The sequence below is a fragment of the Sphaerisporangium sp. NPDC049002 genome, assembly GCF_040649355.1.
GTDB lineage: Bacteria > Actinomycetota > Actinomycetes > Streptosporangiales > Streptosporangiaceae > Sphaerisporangium.
Map to the genome: position 1 here is coordinate 29,201 of NZ_JBEZFH010000032.1, position 15,844 is coordinate 45,044.

Annotated in this window: 10 protein-coding genes; 9 read left to right on the top strand and 1 reads right to left on the bottom strand. The window is 71.5% G+C overall.

What is annotated here, in order from left to right; all coding sequences use genetic code 11:
* Positions 1 to 102: 102 nt before the first annotated feature.
* The 9 genes from AB0B89_RS09905 to AB0B89_RS09945 all read left to right on the top strand — a co-directional run bounded on the left by AB0B89_RS09905 (position 103) and on the right by AB0B89_RS09945 (position 14,312).
* Positions 103 to 2,094, top strand: a complete 1,992-nt coding sequence (locus AB0B89_RS09905) for a hypothetical protein (RefSeq protein WP_358550557.1) — start codon at positions 103 to 105, stop codon at positions 2,092 to 2,094.
* Between the two features lie 230 nt (positions 2,095 to 2,324).
* Complete coding sequence (locus AB0B89_RS09910) at positions 2,325 to 3,533, top strand: ice-binding family protein (protein ID WP_358550559.1); 1,209 nt, start codon at positions 2,325 to 2,327, stop codon at positions 3,531 to 3,533.
* A 957-nt stretch (positions 3,534 to 4,490) separates the two neighbouring features.
* Entirely contained in the window at positions 4,491 to 5,153 is a 663-nt protein-coding gene (locus AB0B89_RS09915; RefSeq protein ID WP_358550561.1) for a hypothetical protein, read from the top strand.
* Positions 5,154 to 6,778: 1,625 nt separating this feature from the next.
* Positions 6,779 to 7,366: a hypothetical protein gene (locus AB0B89_RS09920; protein WP_358550563.1), complete on the top strand. Its 588-nt coding sequence runs from the start codon at positions 6,779 to 6,781 to the stop codon at positions 7,364 to 7,366.
* Between the two features lie 125 nt (positions 7,367 to 7,491).
* Positions 7,492 to 8,346 (top strand): anticodon-binding protein, encoded by an 855-nt coding sequence (locus AB0B89_RS09925; RefSeq protein ID WP_358550573.1) that lies wholly within the window; start codon positions 7,492 to 7,494, stop codon positions 8,344 to 8,346.
* 127 nt (positions 8,347 to 8,473) lie between these two features.
* Positions 8,474 to 9,856 carry a diaminopimelate decarboxylase gene (gene lysA / locus AB0B89_RS09930; RefSeq protein WP_358550565.1) on the top strand — a complete coding sequence of 461 codons (1,383 nt, stop codon included), beginning with the start codon at positions 8,474 to 8,476 and terminating at the stop codon, positions 9,854 to 9,856.
* A gap of 101 nt (positions 9,857 to 9,957) precedes the next feature.
* A complete protein-coding gene (locus AB0B89_RS09935) occupies positions 9,958 to 11,244 on the top strand; it encodes a homoserine dehydrogenase (protein WP_358550575.1) in 1,287 nt (428 codons plus the stop codon).
* A 93-nt stretch (positions 11,245 to 11,337) separates the two neighbouring features.
* Positions 11,338 to 12,453 (top strand): glycosyltransferase, encoded by a 1,116-nt coding sequence (locus tag AB0B89_RS09940; protein WP_358550567.1) that lies wholly within the window; start codon positions 11,338 to 11,340, stop codon positions 12,451 to 12,453.
* Positions 12,450 to 14,312: a glycosyltransferase gene (locus tag AB0B89_RS09945; RefSeq protein ID WP_358550569.1), complete on the top strand. Its 1,863-nt coding sequence runs from the start codon at positions 12,450 to 12,452 to the stop codon at positions 14,310 to 14,312. Before AB0B89_RS09940 ends, AB0B89_RS09945 begins: the two co-directional genes overlap by 4 nt.
* 138 nt (positions 14,313 to 14,450) lie before the next feature.
* On the opposite strand, the gene AB0B89_RS09950 is transcribed toward AB0B89_RS09945, so the two are convergent.
* Positions 14,451 to 15,844, bottom strand: a 1,394-nt coding sequence (locus AB0B89_RS09950; RefSeq protein WP_358550571.1) for a glycosyltransferase family 2 protein, incomplete at its 5' end; no start/stop codon positions are given.

The following is a 15,844-nucleotide window of genomic DNA, read 5'->3' on the forward strand; positions in this document are numbered from 1 at the left end:
CCTCAGCGAGTACCTGCCGAGTGTACGGACTTGTCGGGGTTCGAGATGGTCGGCCCAGATCTGCGATTATTCTTGCTCGACGTCTGGGGACACGGTGATGGCATGAGTGAAGAGTTGGAGAGCGCCCGGTCGGCTCTCGAAGCGGCCGTGGCGGCGGCTTCCGGCGCCGCCGAGCTCACCCGCCTGCTGGCCGACTACCAGGAACGGCTCGCGCGGGCCGCCGTGTCGGAGGCCGAGGCCGTGACGCGCATGCGGGAGGCCGAGGCCCGGCTGAAGGCCGCCGAGCGGCAGGCGGCGCAGTTGGCGAAGAGCCTCGCCGAGCAGCGCTACCAGACAGAGGTGGCCCAGTGGCGCCTGGAATCCGTGCAGGCCAGCCGGTGGTCCAAGCTGGGCGACGCCATCCACACCAAGAAGCCCGGCGAGGTCGCCCGCACCCTCCGCACCCCTGTCAGCAAGCGCCCGGCGCCGAGGCGGTCCGACTTCTCGCCGGTCCCGCCGCCCGTCGAGGTCCCGCCCGTCGCTCCGGTCGTCCCCGAGACGGCGGGGCCGGTGGTGTCCACGGCCATGGCCGAGGGCTTCGTGGTGCCCAAGGGACCCCTCGCGCGGCCGTACCTCACCGTGGCCGCCATCGTGGACCGGCAGTCCGAGGCCCTGTTCCGCTACGAGTGGCGCCAGGTCACCAACTTCGGGCCCGACAACTGGCGGGCCATGCTGGACGAGCACCGGCCCCACCTGCTGTTCGTCGAGTCCGTACGGCCGGGGCCCCGGCAGGGCAACGGCGGGCGGTGGCTGGAGGAGCTCGCCGGACGGTCCCGGGGCCTGCGCGACCTGGTCGAGGAGTGCGGCCGCAGGGGCATCCGGACGATGTTCTGGCACTCCGGCGGCCCGATCTCGACCAGCGTGCCCGTGGCCTCGCTCTTCGACCACGTGCTGGCGACCTCGGAGGCCAGGGCGCGCGAGTGGCGGGCCGCGCTGCGCCACGACCGCGTCGGGATCCTCTCCCACGCCGTGCAACCCCGCGTCCACAACCTCATCCCCGCGGCCACCGCACGGGCCGGCGTCGGGCTGCTCGGCACCGCCGTCCTGGGCTACCCGCCGCCGGACACCGGATGGCGACCGCTGATCACCGACAAGGCGACCTATGACGACCTGCTGACCGCGTACCGCTCGGTCTCGATGGTGCTCGCCGGCCCGGACGCCGACGCGCGGACCGTGGAGGAGCTGTACGCCTGCGGCACCCCGATCATGCAGCTCGCCGCCCCGGTCGCCGGGGACGAGGCCTCGCTGCGGCGGGCCGTGGACTCGATCGGCGAGTACCTGGCGGCCGACTTCGAGTGCGCGTCGGAAGCCCACGTGGCCTGGCGTGCCACGGTCCCGGTCACCCCGCTGCTCGACCCGTTGCTCGACACCGCCGGGCTGCCCTCCGTACGGAACTCCGCCACGGTCACGGCCGTCACGGCGGTCACGAACGCCACGGAGCTCGACCACCTGCTCGCCCAGCTCCGGCGGCAGGCCCATGCCCCCGGCCAGCTCGTGATCGTGGCCGAAGGCCTGGACGCCGCCGTAGTCGAGAAGGCCGCGCGAGCGGTGTACGGCGGTGAGGTGGTGGTACGTGACACGGGCTCGCCGGTGACCCGGGGCGCCGCGCTCGACCGGGCGCTCCGGCTGGCCGACGGAGACCTCGTCGCCGTCCTCGACCCCCGCGACCTGTACGGCGAGCACCACCTGGCCGACCTGGCGCGGTACTTCTCGGCGGTGGAGGCCGAGATCCTCGGCAAGGCCTCGTTCTACGCGCACATCCCGGCCACGGGGGCGACGCTGCTGCGCCGGCCCGGCGCCGAGCACCGCTTCCTGCCCGAGCTCGCCGGCGGAACGCTGCTGGGCCGCCGCCAGACTCTGGTCGATCTGGGCATCGCCGATGTTTCGGAAGAATGGGACGACGTGCTGATGCGCCAGTGCCGCACTGACGGCATCCGCGTCTACTCGGCCGACCGCTATTCGTATGTGTGCGTCCGAGGCGCCGCCGAGAGCAGGCTCCTGGCCTCCTCCACCCTCACCGGCTATCTCCCCGCCGAACCCCTTGCCATGATCTGATTCTCCCGTGCTCGGCGTGAGCCCCTCATGCGCCGATTCTTCTATGTCGGTCCGTACGGAAAAACCTGCTGTTTCAGGATCGTTTCGTGTATTTCCAGAAACGGCCCCCGGCTCAGGACTTCCGCATGTCGGACGACGATGGCCTGGCGAGTGATCAGTAAGGTCGGAAGGTGTGACGCGGCATCGGTAATGCGTCTGGACTGGGCAATACCGAAAGAAGGGGGAGTTCGATGCTGGACTCCGGTCGCCCTCGCGTCGTGCCGAGGAAAATCGTCCGTTCCACGCTGGCGGGAGCTCTCACGGTATTGGTCGCGATGGGCGCGGTGACGGCGAGCCCTCGTACGGCGAGTGCGGCGGCCACGCCGCCGGTCGCGCTGGGTACGGCCGCGAACTTCGCGGTACTGGCCCAGACGGCCGTGACGAACAGCGGCGCGAGCGTCGTCACCGGAGATCTGGGGCTCACCGCGAGCGCGGCGGTGACGGGCTTCCCGCCCGGCGTCGTGGTCGGAACCATCCATACCGCCGACGCAACGGCTGTGCAGGCCGGGATCGACCTGGGCGTCGCCTACGACGACGCCGCCTCCCGCACTCCCGACGCCACCATCCCGACGGAACTCGGCGGAACCACTCTGACGCCCGGCGTCTACAACTCCGCCTCGGGCACCTTCCAGATCACCGGAAACCTGACGCTGGACGGCCAGGGCGACCCGAACGCGGTCTTCATCTTCCAGGCAGCCTCCACGCTCATCACCGCAGCCGCCAGCACGGTCACCCTCATCGGCGGCGCGCAGGCGTGCAACGTCTTCTGGCAGGTCGGAAGCTCGGCCACCCTTGGAGTCGGCAGCGCTCTCGCCGGCGACATCCTCGCCCAGACCTCGATCACGGTCACGAGCGGCGCGACCGTGAACGGCCGGGCTCTGGCCCGCGACGCGGTCGTCACCCTGGACACGAACACCGTCACCCTGGCCGTCTGCCAGGCCCCTCCCGACAGGTCCACCACGACCACGCTGAACTCGACGTGCGCCATAAACCAGAACAGTCCGATCACCTTCGTCGCGACGGTCACGTCTTCCGGTTCGACCATCCCGACGGGCTCGGTCGAATTCTTCAGCGACGGAGTGAGCATCGGCACGGCCCCGGTGGACGCGACCGGCCACGCCACGCTGACCGTCGCGAACCTCGCCGAGGGCACGCACCAGATCGTCGCCACTTACTCCGGCTCGGCCGACCTGGATCCCAGCACCTCACCGGTGTTCGTCCAGGGCGTGGACTCCCAGGGTTTCTGCCTGATACAGCCCTGCGGGTGCCAGACATGCACGTCGCCGGCAACGGGCCTGTCCACCAAAGCGAGCAGCCGGCCGGCGCCTCGTACGGGCCTCTCTTCCGGCCGGCCCTTCCTCGGACAGGGCGGCGCTACTCGGAGTACGGGCAGCCTTTAGGCCGAGAACTCTCTGTGGCACCTATCGAGGAATGCGGCATAAACCCGTTTATGTGCGATAGAATATCGGCTTTTTCCGTCTTCATGGTGTTAATTTAACATCCGGGCATCGGGCGGGCGCATTCCAAAGGATCTATCGGGTATCTCGCTGTGGCCATCGCTGAAGCGTCACAGAGGCCGCCCTCGCGGCCCCAATAGACACGGAATGAAATGAATTCGAGTGGTAACAGGCATATTCTGATCGCGCAGTCCGGCAGGCGCGCCCAGACGTGGGGTGTCGTCGCCGCCATGGTCGGGTCCTTCCTCGCGGCATCGTGTCGGGAGTACACCCTCACGGAGAAGCCGGGAACCATTCGACTCAATTCAGATGCCAAATACGACGAGACGGTTCCCTACCGCCATTCCGGCGCGACCTCCCAAAAGCCGCACCTCCATGTGAAGCCCCACTGCCGGAAGACCTGCTGTAAACGATGCAAGGGCAAAAAGGCCCACTGCGCATGCCCCCGCGGCCCCCGCCTCCCTACAGCCAAGAAGAGCCCGAAGAGCCCGAAGAGCCCAAAGGGAACAAAAAACGCGAAAGGTCCGATCGGTCCGAAAGGTCCGATCGGACCAGAAGGCCCCGTTGGCCTCGAAGGCCCTCTGGGACCCGAAGGCCCTAAAGGACCCATCGGACCCGAAGGACCCATCGGACCCGAAGGACCCATCGGACCCGAAGGACCCATCGGACCCGAAGGACCTACGGGACAACAAGGATCGATCGGACCAGAAGGACCCGCAGGCCTGCCGGGACCACTAGGTCCACAAGGGGTGGCGGGCCCACTAGGTCCACAAGGCGTGGCAGGGCCGGCGGGGCCGGCAGGCGCGGCGGGCCCGATAGGCGCGACAGGCCCGGCAGGACCCGTAGGGCCAGAAGGCCCGGCAGGTACGACTGGACCTGCGGGCCCGCCAGGACCAGAGGGTGTCCCCGGACCGACAGGTGCGACAGGTGCAGCAGGCCCGGCAGGCCCAGCAGGCCTGGCAGGCCCGGCAGGGCCGGCAGGGCCGGCAGGGCCGGCAGGGCCAGTGGGTGCAGCGGGTCCGGTGGGTCCCGTTGGACCGATCGGTCCTGCAGGTGTTCAGGGTGAGACCGGCCCTGCGGGACCCGAAGGCGCCACCGGACCTGCGGGTCCCACAGGTGCGACCGGGGCAACGGGAGCCGCAGGTCCTGCAGGTCAGACGGGTGCCACAGGTGCGCAGGGTCCCCCAGGTCCGGTTGGTCCGGCTGGGCCGCAGGGTGTGGTCGGGCCAGCAGGGCCTCAGGGTGTGGCAGGGCCTGCGGGTCCGGTGGGTGCGGCGGGGCCGATGGGTGCCACAGGTGCCGAGGGTCCTGTGGGTCCGATTGGTCCCGCAGGGCCGCAGGGTGAGATTGGTCCTGCGGGCCCGGTCGGCGCAACAGGCGCGACGGGTCCGGTTGGTCCGGCTGGGCCTCAGGGTGTGGTCGGTCCGGCTGGGCCTCAGGGTGTGGCGGGGACTGCTGGGCCTCAGGGTGAGATTGGTCCTGTGGGTCCGGTCGGTGCGACAGGTGCGACGGGTCCTATTGGTCCTGCGGGTCCGGTTGGTCCGGCTGGGCCGCAGGGTGTAGTCGGTCCAGCAGGGCTTCAAGGTGTGGCGGGGCCTGCGGGTCCGCAGGGTGCGATTGGTCCTGCGGGCCCAGTCGGCGCAACAGGCGCAACAGGCGCGACGGGTCCCATTGGGCCTGCGGGACCGATGGGCGCGTCGGGTGCGACGGGTCCAGTTGGTCCGGCTGGGCCGCAGGGTGTGGTCGGGCCAGCAGGGCCGCAGGGTGTGGTCGGGCCAGCAGGGCCGCAGGGTGCGGCAGGCCCTGCGGGTCCGGTGGGCGAGACAGGTGCGACGGGTCCGATTGGTCCTGCGGGTGCGCTTGGTCCGGCTGGGCCGCAGGGTGAGATTGGTCCTGCGGGCCCGGTCGGCGCAACAGGCGCAACAGGCGCAACAGGCGCGACGGGTCCCAGTGGTCCTGCGGGACCGGTGGGCGCGTCGGGTGCGACGGGTCCGATCGGTCCTGTGGGTCCGCTTGGTCCTGCTGGGCCGCAGGGTGAGATTGGTCCTGCGGGTTCGGTGGGCGCGACAGGCGCGACAGGTGCGACGGGTCCGATTGGTCCTGCGGGTCCGGTTGGTCCGGTTGGGCCGCAGGGTGTGGTCGGGCCAGCAGGGCCTCAGGGTGTGGCAGGCCCTGCGGGTCCAGTGGGCGAGACAGGTGCAACGGGTCCGGCCGGTCCTCCGGGTGCGCTTGGTCCGGCTGGGCCGCAGGGTGTAGTCGGTCCGGCCGGGCCTCAGGGTGTGGCGGGGTCTGCGGGTCCGCAGGGTGAGATTGGTCCTGCGGGTCCGGTCGGCGCGACAGGTGCGACAGGCGCGACGGGTCCGGTTGGTCCGGCCGGGCCTCAGGGTGTGGCAGGGCCTGCGGGTCCGGTGGGTGCGGCGGGGCCTGCGGGTGCCACAGGTGCCGAGGGTCCCGCAGGGCCGGTGGGTCCTGCGGGTGCTCAGGGTGAGACCGGCGATCCGGGCCCCGTGGGTGCAACAGGTGCGACGGGCCCTGTTGGTCCCGCGGGGCCGCAGGGTGAGACTGGTCCTGCGGGGCCGGTCGGCGCGACAGGTGCCACCGGCCCTGCGGGGCCGGTTGGTCCTGCCGGGCAGCAGGGTGTGGTCGGGCCAGCAGGGCCTCAGGGTGTGGCAGGGCCTGCGGGTCCGGTGGGCGCGACGGGTGCAACAGGTGCAACAGGTGCAACAGGTCCTGAGGGTCCAGTAGGCGCAACGGGTGCAACAGGTGCAACAGGTGCAACAGGTCCTGAGGGTCCAGTAGGCGCAACGGGCGAAACGGGGCCGCAGGGCCCGATAGGGGCTGCGGGTCCTCCTGGTCCGACAGGTCTCACTGGTGCGACAGGAGCGGTGGGCCCGGTGGGTCCTATTGGGCCAGCTGGTCCGACGGGTCCGATCGGTCCGACGGGTCCGACGGGGGCAACCGGTGCGACAGGGGAGTTGGGGCCGGAGGGTCCTGCTGGTCCTGCTGGTCCCACGGGTGCCACGGGGGCGGAGGGGCCTGTGGGGCCGCAGGGGCCGCCGGGGAGTTGTCAGCTGACGTGTGCCGGCGACAAGTGGGGTGTCATCGGCCGGAACTCGTCGGGTGGGCCGAGCGCCGTCTACCGCACCGGCCCGTACGGCCGAAACCCTGCCGGGAACTCCGCGGCCACCGTGCCGCCGCCCTACGGCGTCGGCAGCCTGGGAATCATCGTCAGCGACACCGACACGATCGCCTTCGGCAACGAGACGGATTTCGCGGAGCTGCCGATCAGTGACATCACCATCCTGAAGTACTGGGCGTTCGCCGGAACCAACTCTCCCGCTGACGTCTCACCACCGGGGATCAACATAGAGGTGGACCCCAATGTGGGTTCGACGGACTACGCGACCCTGATCTATCTGCCCGATACCTCTACCAGCCCCTCGGCCCCCGCCCCCCAGCTTCCCAACACCTGGCAGCAGTACGACACCGGCGCGGCGGGCAGCCAGTGGTACGCCAGCGGAGCGACGGGCAGCCTGATCAACTGCACCATTTCCTCTCCATGCTCGTTCGACGTGCTCAAGTCCAGGTTGCCGGACGCGGTGATCACCCTCAGCCTGGGGTTCGCCAAGGGCATGGGCAGCCCCTTCATAGGTGCGATCGACGGACTGCAGGTGAACAACACGATCTATGACTTCGAGCCTTTCGGAGTGCGCAAGACGGCCCTGGTGCCCGCGCCGGTGCCGGGCGAGGCCGCGAAACCCGCGTCGAAAAGGTGAAAGATCAGCGCATAGATCCACGAACCGGCCGAACCCCCCCACCCCTTCCCCGGCCGAACCGCCGGGGGGAGGGGTGCGCTGACCCCGGGCATCTCGGTGGGTCCTAATAGGCTGCGTGGGTGTTCATGCGCGCGTTGGGCGTGGTGCTCGGGTCGCCGCCCGTTCCGCAGGGTTCCTGGGAGCGCCGGGCGGAGTACGTCTCCGCCGTGGCGCTCCGGAGGGCTGACAGGGCCCCGCGCGAGGTGGCGGAGGAGCTGGCGGTACGGCTTCGCCCGCTGGCCGGGGTCCGGGCGGTCGACGTCCGGGCTAACGGTTTCCTGGTCATCGAGGTGGCCGTACCGGGTGAGATCGTGCGCGAGATCCTGGCCGAACCCCTCTCCCCGCCACGGGGAGCCTGTGAGCAGGGTGCCGATGAGGCGGGTCCGTGGCCGGACTTCCCCCGTACATGGGACAACCCTGGATTTGTCGTCAGATACGCCTATGTACGGGCGGGAGCCGTACTGCGCTGGGCGCGTGATCTGGGGCTCTGGGGGGTGGAGGGCCGCCGGACGGGGGCGCGGGACGACGATCTGGGGTACGAGCACGACGATCACGGCTTCACGGCGGGTGAGAGCGCCGGAGCGCCGGACCACGGGCGGCTCGACGATCATGCCCTGAGCGAGCCGGAACACGATGCCGAGGCGTGCAAGCCCGCCGTTTTCCGGCCCGAGGCGCTCGCCGATCCTCGTGATCGGGCGGTGCTGAGGGTGCTGGCCGAGCTGCCGAGCAGGCGCGAGAGCCGGGATCCGGGCTGGCAGGCGTACCTGGAGCGGCTGGCGGAGGCCTACCACGACGCCTTCGAGCACGCGCCCGCGCTTCCCAAGGGAGACGAGGCGCCGACCGCCGCCCACGGAGCCCGGCTGTGGATGGCGGCGGCCGTACGACGGGTCATCGGCGAGGGGTTGACGGAGTTGCGTCAGACCGCTCCCCACAAAATATGAATAAAGCGGGCAAAACGCCGGAAGCGGTATGCCTGGCGGCTTACCGTTCTGGAGATCTTTCAGGTCGTCGTCTCGCTGGTTGGGCAACGGGCGCGGTGGGATCACGGGGTCGGATAGCCTCATGCGGGTGAGTCGATTCGCCCATCCCGCCGGTGACCGGCACGCGGAGGTGCTGCCCGAGGAGCGGCCTCCGCAGGCCCCCGCCGACCTCAACATGCTCGTCCCCACCATCTGGCCGCGAATGTCCGGCCGTGTGGACGGAGCGATCACGATCGCCGGCGTGGACGTCCGCGATCTCGCCCGTGAGTTCGGCACCCCTCTGTACGTGGTCGACGAGGACGACTTCCGTTCCCGCTGCCGCGACTACAAGGCCGCCTTCCAGGGCGACGACGTCTATTACGCGGGCAAGGCGTTCCTGTGCAAGGAGGTCGCCCGCTGGGTCGACCAGGAGGGCCTCGGGCTCGACGTCTGCAGCGGCGGCGAGCTCGCCGTGGCGCTGAGCGTCGGCTTCCCGCCCGAGCGCATCGCCCTGCACGGCAACAACAAGTCGTACGCCGAGCTTGAGAGGGCCCTGCGGGCCGGGGTCGGCCACATCGTCGTCGACTCCTTCGACGAGATCGCCCGCGTCGGCTACCTCGCCGAGGAGCTGGGCGTGCGGCCCAAGATCCAGATCCGGGTGACCACCGGCGTCGAGGCGCACACGCACGAGTTCATCGCGACGGCCCACGACGACCAGAAGTTCGGCCTCTCGCTCAACAGCGGCGCGGCGGCCGAGGCCGTGCGCCGGATCCTGGCCCTGCCGCAGCTTGAGCTGGTCGGCCTGCACTCCCACATCGGGTCGCAGATCTTCGATACGGCGGGCTTCGAGGTCGCCGCCCGGCGCCTCGCGGTGCTGCTGACGCAGATCAAGCGGGAACACGGCGTCGTCCTGCCGGAGCTCGACCTCGGCGGCGGCTACGGCATCGCCTACGTCGAGGGTGACGACGCGCCCGACATCAAGGTGATCGCCGACAGCCTGCGCGAGATCGTCGCCCGGGTCTGCGAGAACGCGGGCCTGCCCGTCCCCCGGCTCACGGTCGAGCCCGGACGGGCCATCGCCGGGCCCGGCGGCGTCACGGTCTACGAGGTCGGCACGGTCAAGGACGTCGAGGGCCTGCGGTCGTACGTCAGCGTCGACGGCGGCATGAGCGACAACCTCCGCACCGCGCTGTACGGGGCCGACTACACCTGCGTGCTGGCGTCCCGCACCAGCGACGCTCGCCCCGTCCTGTCCCGCGTGGTGGGCAAGCACTGCGAGAGCGGTGACATCGTGGTCCGCGACGTGTGGCTGCCGAGGGACATCGCGGCGGGCGACCTGCTCGCGGTCCCGGCCACGGGCGCCTACTGCCGGTCGCTGGCGCACAACTACAACTACCTCCCGAGGCCCGCGGTGGTCGCGGTGAGGGACGGCGTGCCGCGCGTGATCGTCCGCAGGGAGACCGAGGACGACCTGTTGAGGGGGCAAGCGTGAAACCTTTCGCACCGGAAGGGTCCGAGGGCGCTCAGGAGGTCCACGAGCCGGCCTCCGACAAGCGCGGAAGGCACGAGAGGCCGGGCGAGGCCGGCAGGCCGCTGAAGGTCGCGCTGCTCGGCTGCGGAGTCGTCGGCTCGCAGGTCGTGAGGCTGATGCACGAGCAGGCCGACGACCTCGCCGCCCGCATCGGCGCCCCGCTGGAGCTCGCCGGGGTGGCCGTCAGGCGCCTCGGCCGCAAGCGCGAGGGCGACGTCGACCCGGCGCTGCTGACCACCGACGCCGAGGCCCTGGTGACCAGGGACGACGTCGACATCGTGGTCGAGGTGATCGGCGGCATCGAGCCGGCCAGGTCGCTCATCCTGGCCGCCATGTCCACGGGCAAGTCGATCGTCACCGCCAACAAGGCCCTGCTCGCCGAGGACGGCGCCACGATCCACGGCTCCGCCAAGGAGAACGGCGTCGATCTGTACTTCGAGGCCAGCGTGGCCGGGACGATCCCGCTGGTCCGCCCGCTGCGCGAGTCCCTGGCGGGCGACCGCGTCCACCGCGTGCTCGGCATCGTGAACGGCACCACCAACTACATCCTCGACAAGATGGACACCTCGGGCGCCTCGTTCACCGACGCGCTCGACGAGGCCCAGTCCCTCGGGTACGCCGAGGCCGACCCGACGGCCGACGTCGAGGGCTTCGACGCCGCCGCGAAGGCCGCCATCGTCGCCGGGCTGGCCTTCCACAGCCGCGTGACGGCCGCCGACGTGCACCGCGAGGGCATCACCGAGATCACCGCGACCGACGTGGCCAGCGCCAAGGCCATGGGGTACGTCATCAAGCTGCTGGCCATCTGCGCCAGGTCCGACGACGGCCGCTCGGTCGGCGTCCGCGTCCACCCTGCGATGATCCCGAGGAGTCACCCGCTGGCCGGGGTCCGCGAGGCGTACAACGCGGTGTTCGTCGAGGCCGAGTCCGCGGGCCAGCTGATGTTCTACGGCAAGGGCGCCGGGGGGGCGCCCACCGCCTCGGCCGTGCTGGGCGATCTGGTGGCCGTCGCGCGCAACCGCCTCGCGGGCACCCACGGGCCGCAGGAGTCGACCTACGCCGACCTGCCCGTGCACCCGATGGGCGAGACGGTCACGCGCTACCACGTGTCCCTGGACGTCGCCGACAAGCCGGGCGTGCTGGCCAGGGTCGCCGACATCTTCGCCAAGCACGACGTGTCGATCCAGACCGTGCGCCAGGAGGGCCACGGCGACGACGCCCAGCTCGTGCTCGTCACGCACAGGGCACACGACGCCGCGCTGTCCGCCACGATAGACGACCTGCGCGAGCTGGACATCGTCAGAGGCGTGACCAGCATGATGCGCGTCGAGGGCGACGACACGCGCTGACCTCGGGCTCGGGTGCCAGGTCTGGACGGCGGGCCTGGGTGACGACGGCCGTCTTCCCCCGCCCCCCGCGGGGCCGGATTGAGAGGTGGCGTGTTGGGAGAGGGCGACCCCACACCGCTCGGCTACGTACGCACTCCCTCGGCCGGCCCTGCCGACCTGGCCTTCGAGGACGGGCGGCCCCTGCTCGCCGGTGAGGCCGCCGGTCTCCCCCTGAGCGCGGCCGACATCGTACGGCTCCGTCCCTTCGACGGGCTGCGCGTCCGCTGGCCCGAGGGACGGGCGGGGGTGCTGGAGACCATCCACGGCCTGGCCTCGGCCGGGGTCCCGGTGTACGCCGGCGAGGTGCCCGCCTGGGTCGGGCAGGCCGATGCCGGGCTCGCCCGGTTGCTCACCTCCTGGGCACCCGGCCCGCGCGACGAGTCGCTCCGGTCGGTGAGCGACCTGCGCAGGGAGGAGCACAGCCTGCGGCTGCGGCGTCACGCGACGCCTCCCGTGCGCCCGTCCGGCGCCTCCGTGCCGAAGGTCAGCGTGGTGATGTCGAGCAAACGGCCGCACCTGCTCGGGTCGGCGCTCGACCAGATCGCCCGCCAGCGCCACGTCGAGGTGGAGGTCCTGCTCGGGCTGCACGGCGTCCCCGCCTCTCAGCAGGACGTGCGCCGGGCGCTCGACGGCTTCCCGCTGCCGGTCACGGTGGTGGAGGCGGACGAGGCCACGCCGTTCGGCGAGGTGCTCAACCAGGCGGCGGCCAGGGCGAGCGGCGACGAGATCGCCAAATGGGACGACGACGACTGGTACTCCCCGGAGCACCTCTCCGACCTGCTGCTGGCCCGAGGGTACAGCGGGGCCGACATCGTGGGCACGACGGCGGAGTTCTTCTACCTGGAGCCGCTGAACGTCACGGTCCGCCGCACCGACTACACCAGCGAGATCTGGTCGGACCACGTCGCCGGCGGCACGATCTTCCTCGCTCGGGCGAAATTTCATGAAATAGGCGGGTTTGAGGGGGTGCCGCGGGCGGTGGACGCCCAGTTCCTGAAGACCGCCCACGCCGCCGGCGCCCGCATCTACCGAACCCAGGGCCTCGGCTACGTCCTGCGCCGATCGCTCGCCGCCGGCCACACCTGGCAGCTTCCCCTCGCGCATTTCCTGCGCGTCGCGGCGAACCAGTGGCGCGGTTTCCGCCCGAGCCGGATCCTGGAAGCCTCATGACACCACGGATCCGCGGTAACGACTACACGGTGCTCGACCCGCCCGCGCTCGGCGCCTGGACGCCGGCCCTGCGGGTGAGCGTCGTGGTTCCGGCCCACAACGGCCAGGAGAAGCTCGACCTGGCGCTCGCCGGTCTCTCCGTCCAGAGCTATCCCGGGGAACTGGTCGAGGTCGTCGTCGTCGACAACGGCAGCAGCCCGGCCCTGCGCCTGCCGCAGATCCGCCCGCCCGGCACCAGGCTGATCGTCTGCGACACGCCCGGGAGGGCCGACGCGCGCAACGCCGGGCTCGCCGCCGCGACCGGCGACGTGATCCACTGGCTCGACTCCGACGTGGTCGCCGACCGGCACGAGGTCGAGGCGCACATGCGCTGGCACCACCTCGCGCCGTACCTGGTGGTGACCAGCTACCTGCGGTTCACGACGGCCGCGCTGCCTCCGCCGGAGGTCGTGGCGGCGGCGGACGACCTCGCCAAGCTCTTCGAGCCCGCCGAGCCCCACGAGTGGCTGGTCGACCTGGTCCAGCGCACCAACGGCCTCACCGAGACCCCCAACCGCGCCTTCAGCCTCCACGTGGGCGGCGCCACCTCCGTGAACCGCCGGCTCATCGACGCCGCGGGGCCCATGGACGAGGAGCTCATCCTCGGCCAGGACACCGAGATGGGCTACCGCCTGGCACAGGCGGGGGCGGTGTTCGTCCCCGAGCCGCTGGCCAGGGGGTTCCACCTCGGGCCGTCGATGCGGATGCGCGACAAGCAGCCCATCGACCGGGTCAGCCACGCCCTGATCGGCGACCGCGTCCCGCAGTACCGCTGGCTCCGCGCCCATCCGACGCGCCAGTGGAAGGTGCCGTACCTGGAGGTCGTGGTCGAGGCCGAGGGCTACGAGGAGACCCGTGCCACCGTGGACGCCGTCCTCGCCGGCACGGTCCCCGACGTCTCGGTGCTGCTGACCGGCCCCTGGGACACCCTGGTCCCCGAGCGCCGGGCCCCCCTCACCGACCCCCGTCTCGACCTGACCCTCGTCCACGGCCACTACGCCCACGAGAGCCGGGTACGGCTCATGCCGTCCGAGGCCGAGCGACTCGCGCCGTTCCGGCTCCGCCTCCCGGCGGGCTGGGTGCCGGGGGAGGACACCCTCGCCCGCCTGCTCGACCTCGCGGTGGACGGCGGGTACGGCCTGGTCAGCGTGCTGCTCGCCGAGGCTCCTGAGGGCGTGGCCGAGGCCCGGCTGGAGCGCCGCTCCGCCTTCGCCCGCGCCGCCCTAGTCACCCACCCGGCCCCCGCCCCCGCCACGCGTCCGAACGGGGAAGGGGACGCGCGTCCGTACGGTGAGGCGGACGCCGGCCCGTACGGTGAGGCGGGCGCGCGTCCGTACGGTGAGGCGGACCTCGGCCCGTACGGGGAGGCGGACGCGCGGCGGTACGACGAAGCGGTGGACGACGTCTTCGGCTCGCTCTGGATCGACGGTGAGACGCTGGGCTTCCTGCCCGCCTCGGAGAGCTCCCCGGGCAAGGGCCGCCGGATGGCCTACCGCGCCAGGCTGGAGACCGAGGCCGAGGTGGTCAAGCTCACCAAGGAGGTCGAACGGCTGCGCGGCCAGGTGAGCAAGTGGCGCGAGGAGTCCGGCCGGTGGCGCAAGACCGCCGTCGATCTTCGCCGCGAGGTCGGCGGCCTGCGGAGGGAGGTCGCGGCGCTCAAGGCGAGCCGCCTGCGCACCATGATCAAACGAATCTCCGCCAGGCGGGCCGGATCATCGCGCCTGGACAACGGCTCCGCGCCGTCCCTGCCGCCCGAGGGGGAGACCGGCCCGCAGACCTCGCCGAGCACCGAGGGCCCCTCACCGCGGCCCGCCGGTTAGCGCCTCACCGCTCCGACCCCGATCAGCGAACCTCTGCCGGCGCCTGCCTGTGAGCGTCCCGCCTGCCGGCGCTTGCCTGTGAGCGTCCCGCCCGCCGGGCGTCCGCCTGTGAGCGCCCCTGCCGGCCGGCGTCTGTGTTCAGCGTCCGCGGAGGGCCGTACGCAGGCGGCTGGCCAGCCTCTCGCGTGCCGGGCGCGAGGCGGCGCGGGCGGGCTGGCGCGTATGCCCCGCCGACTCCGGCCCTGGCCGGTCACCGGGGGCCGCATCGCTGACCTGCGGCTCCCCGGCCGGCGTGGCCGCAGGCTCTCCCGCCGGTGCGGACGTCGGCTCTCCGGCCGATGTGGTCCGCGCGGCCTCAGCCGTGTCGTCCCCGGCGGGCCTGGTCTTGGGCCTGTTCGCCAGGGGCCAGAATCGGCCGGCCTCGCCGCGGCGTACCCCGTGGGTCCGCTCGATCACCTCTGCGAGATCCTCGCCGGGCGCGGCGAGCAGGCGGGCGCGGTTGAGAGCGTCGGTGCGCTCCAGCCGCGCCGTGCGGCCGTCGGGGAACTCCACCACGAGCAGCCCGGCCCGTTCGTCGGTGACCGCCTTGATCATCAGCTCCAGCGAACGGCGTCCCAGCGGCACGTCCACGGGACCGGTGTACCGGAACGGGATGGGAGCCGGGTCGGGGACGACCGCCGGGGCGATGCGGACGTTCTTGTCATACCGGAACTGCTCGTGCACCAGTCGCAGCTCGAAGTGAGGATCGTCGAGCACCGGGTGGCGGTCCTGGGTCAGTTCGGGCCACGGGCCGGCGAGCGTGACCGCCACATCGGGCAGGCTCCCGCCCAGCGCCGCGCTCACGGCCGCGCGCACCTCCGGCTCGGTGGAGCCCTCCGCGTCGAGCACCACCTCGACGTACGGCACCAGCCAGCTCCTGCCGCCCTCCTTGCGCAGGTCGCGGCGGAGCGGAATCCGATGGGCCAGGAACGGGGACACGACCCGGACGGTCGCCTCCTTGTCGACGCGCTGCGCCGGGATCCCGAGGTGGACGGCCCGCGCCTCCATGTCGGGGACGAACACGGCGCCGCTCATCGCGAGCCGGTAGGCGAACTCGGTGTCCTCGCCCCTGAGGACCTCGGGGTCCAGGCCGCCCACCTGGTAGAACAGGGAACGGCGGAACGAGACCGTGGGCCCGGTGCAGACGTGGTACGGGTTCTTGCTGGCACGCAGCCCGTCCAGGCGGCGGATGGTCGACTCGGTCGAGCTGGGCACGGCTCCTGACATGTCGAAGAGCGTGTCGAGCCCTCCCTCACGCACTGCCGCGTGCACCTCGGCCGCCGTCAGGGCGGGCTCCTTCACGAAGACCTTGGCGCCGATCGTCACCACGTAGTCGGTGAGGTGGTGCCAGCGCATGAGGGCCTCGATGTGCTCCCGGCAGACCACCATGTCCGCGTCGAGGAGCGGTCGTAGGCGGTGTTCACCAGGTTGACGTAGGACGACATGTTCTTCCCTTCGAGTTCGCTGACGTAGGCGGCCCAATCGCCGAAGTC

Bases quoted from the DNA above. Each gene is read 5' to 3' on its own strand.
- AB0B89_RS09945 (WP_358550569.1), top strand. From the start codon at position 12,450: ATGACACCACGGATCCGCGGTAACGACTACACGGTGCTCGACCCGCCC.
- AB0B89_RS09905 (WP_358550557.1), top strand. From the start codon at position 103: ATGAGTGAAGAGTTGGAGAGCGCCCGGTCGGCTCTCGAAGCGGCCGTG.
- AB0B89_RS09925 (WP_358550573.1), top strand. From the start codon at position 7,492: ATGCGCGCGTTGGGCGTGGTGCTCGGGTCGCCGCCCGTTCCGCAGGGT.
- AB0B89_RS09910 (WP_358550559.1), top strand. From the start codon at position 2,325: ATGCTGGACTCCGGTCGCCCTCGCGTCGTGCCGAGGAAAATCGTCCGT.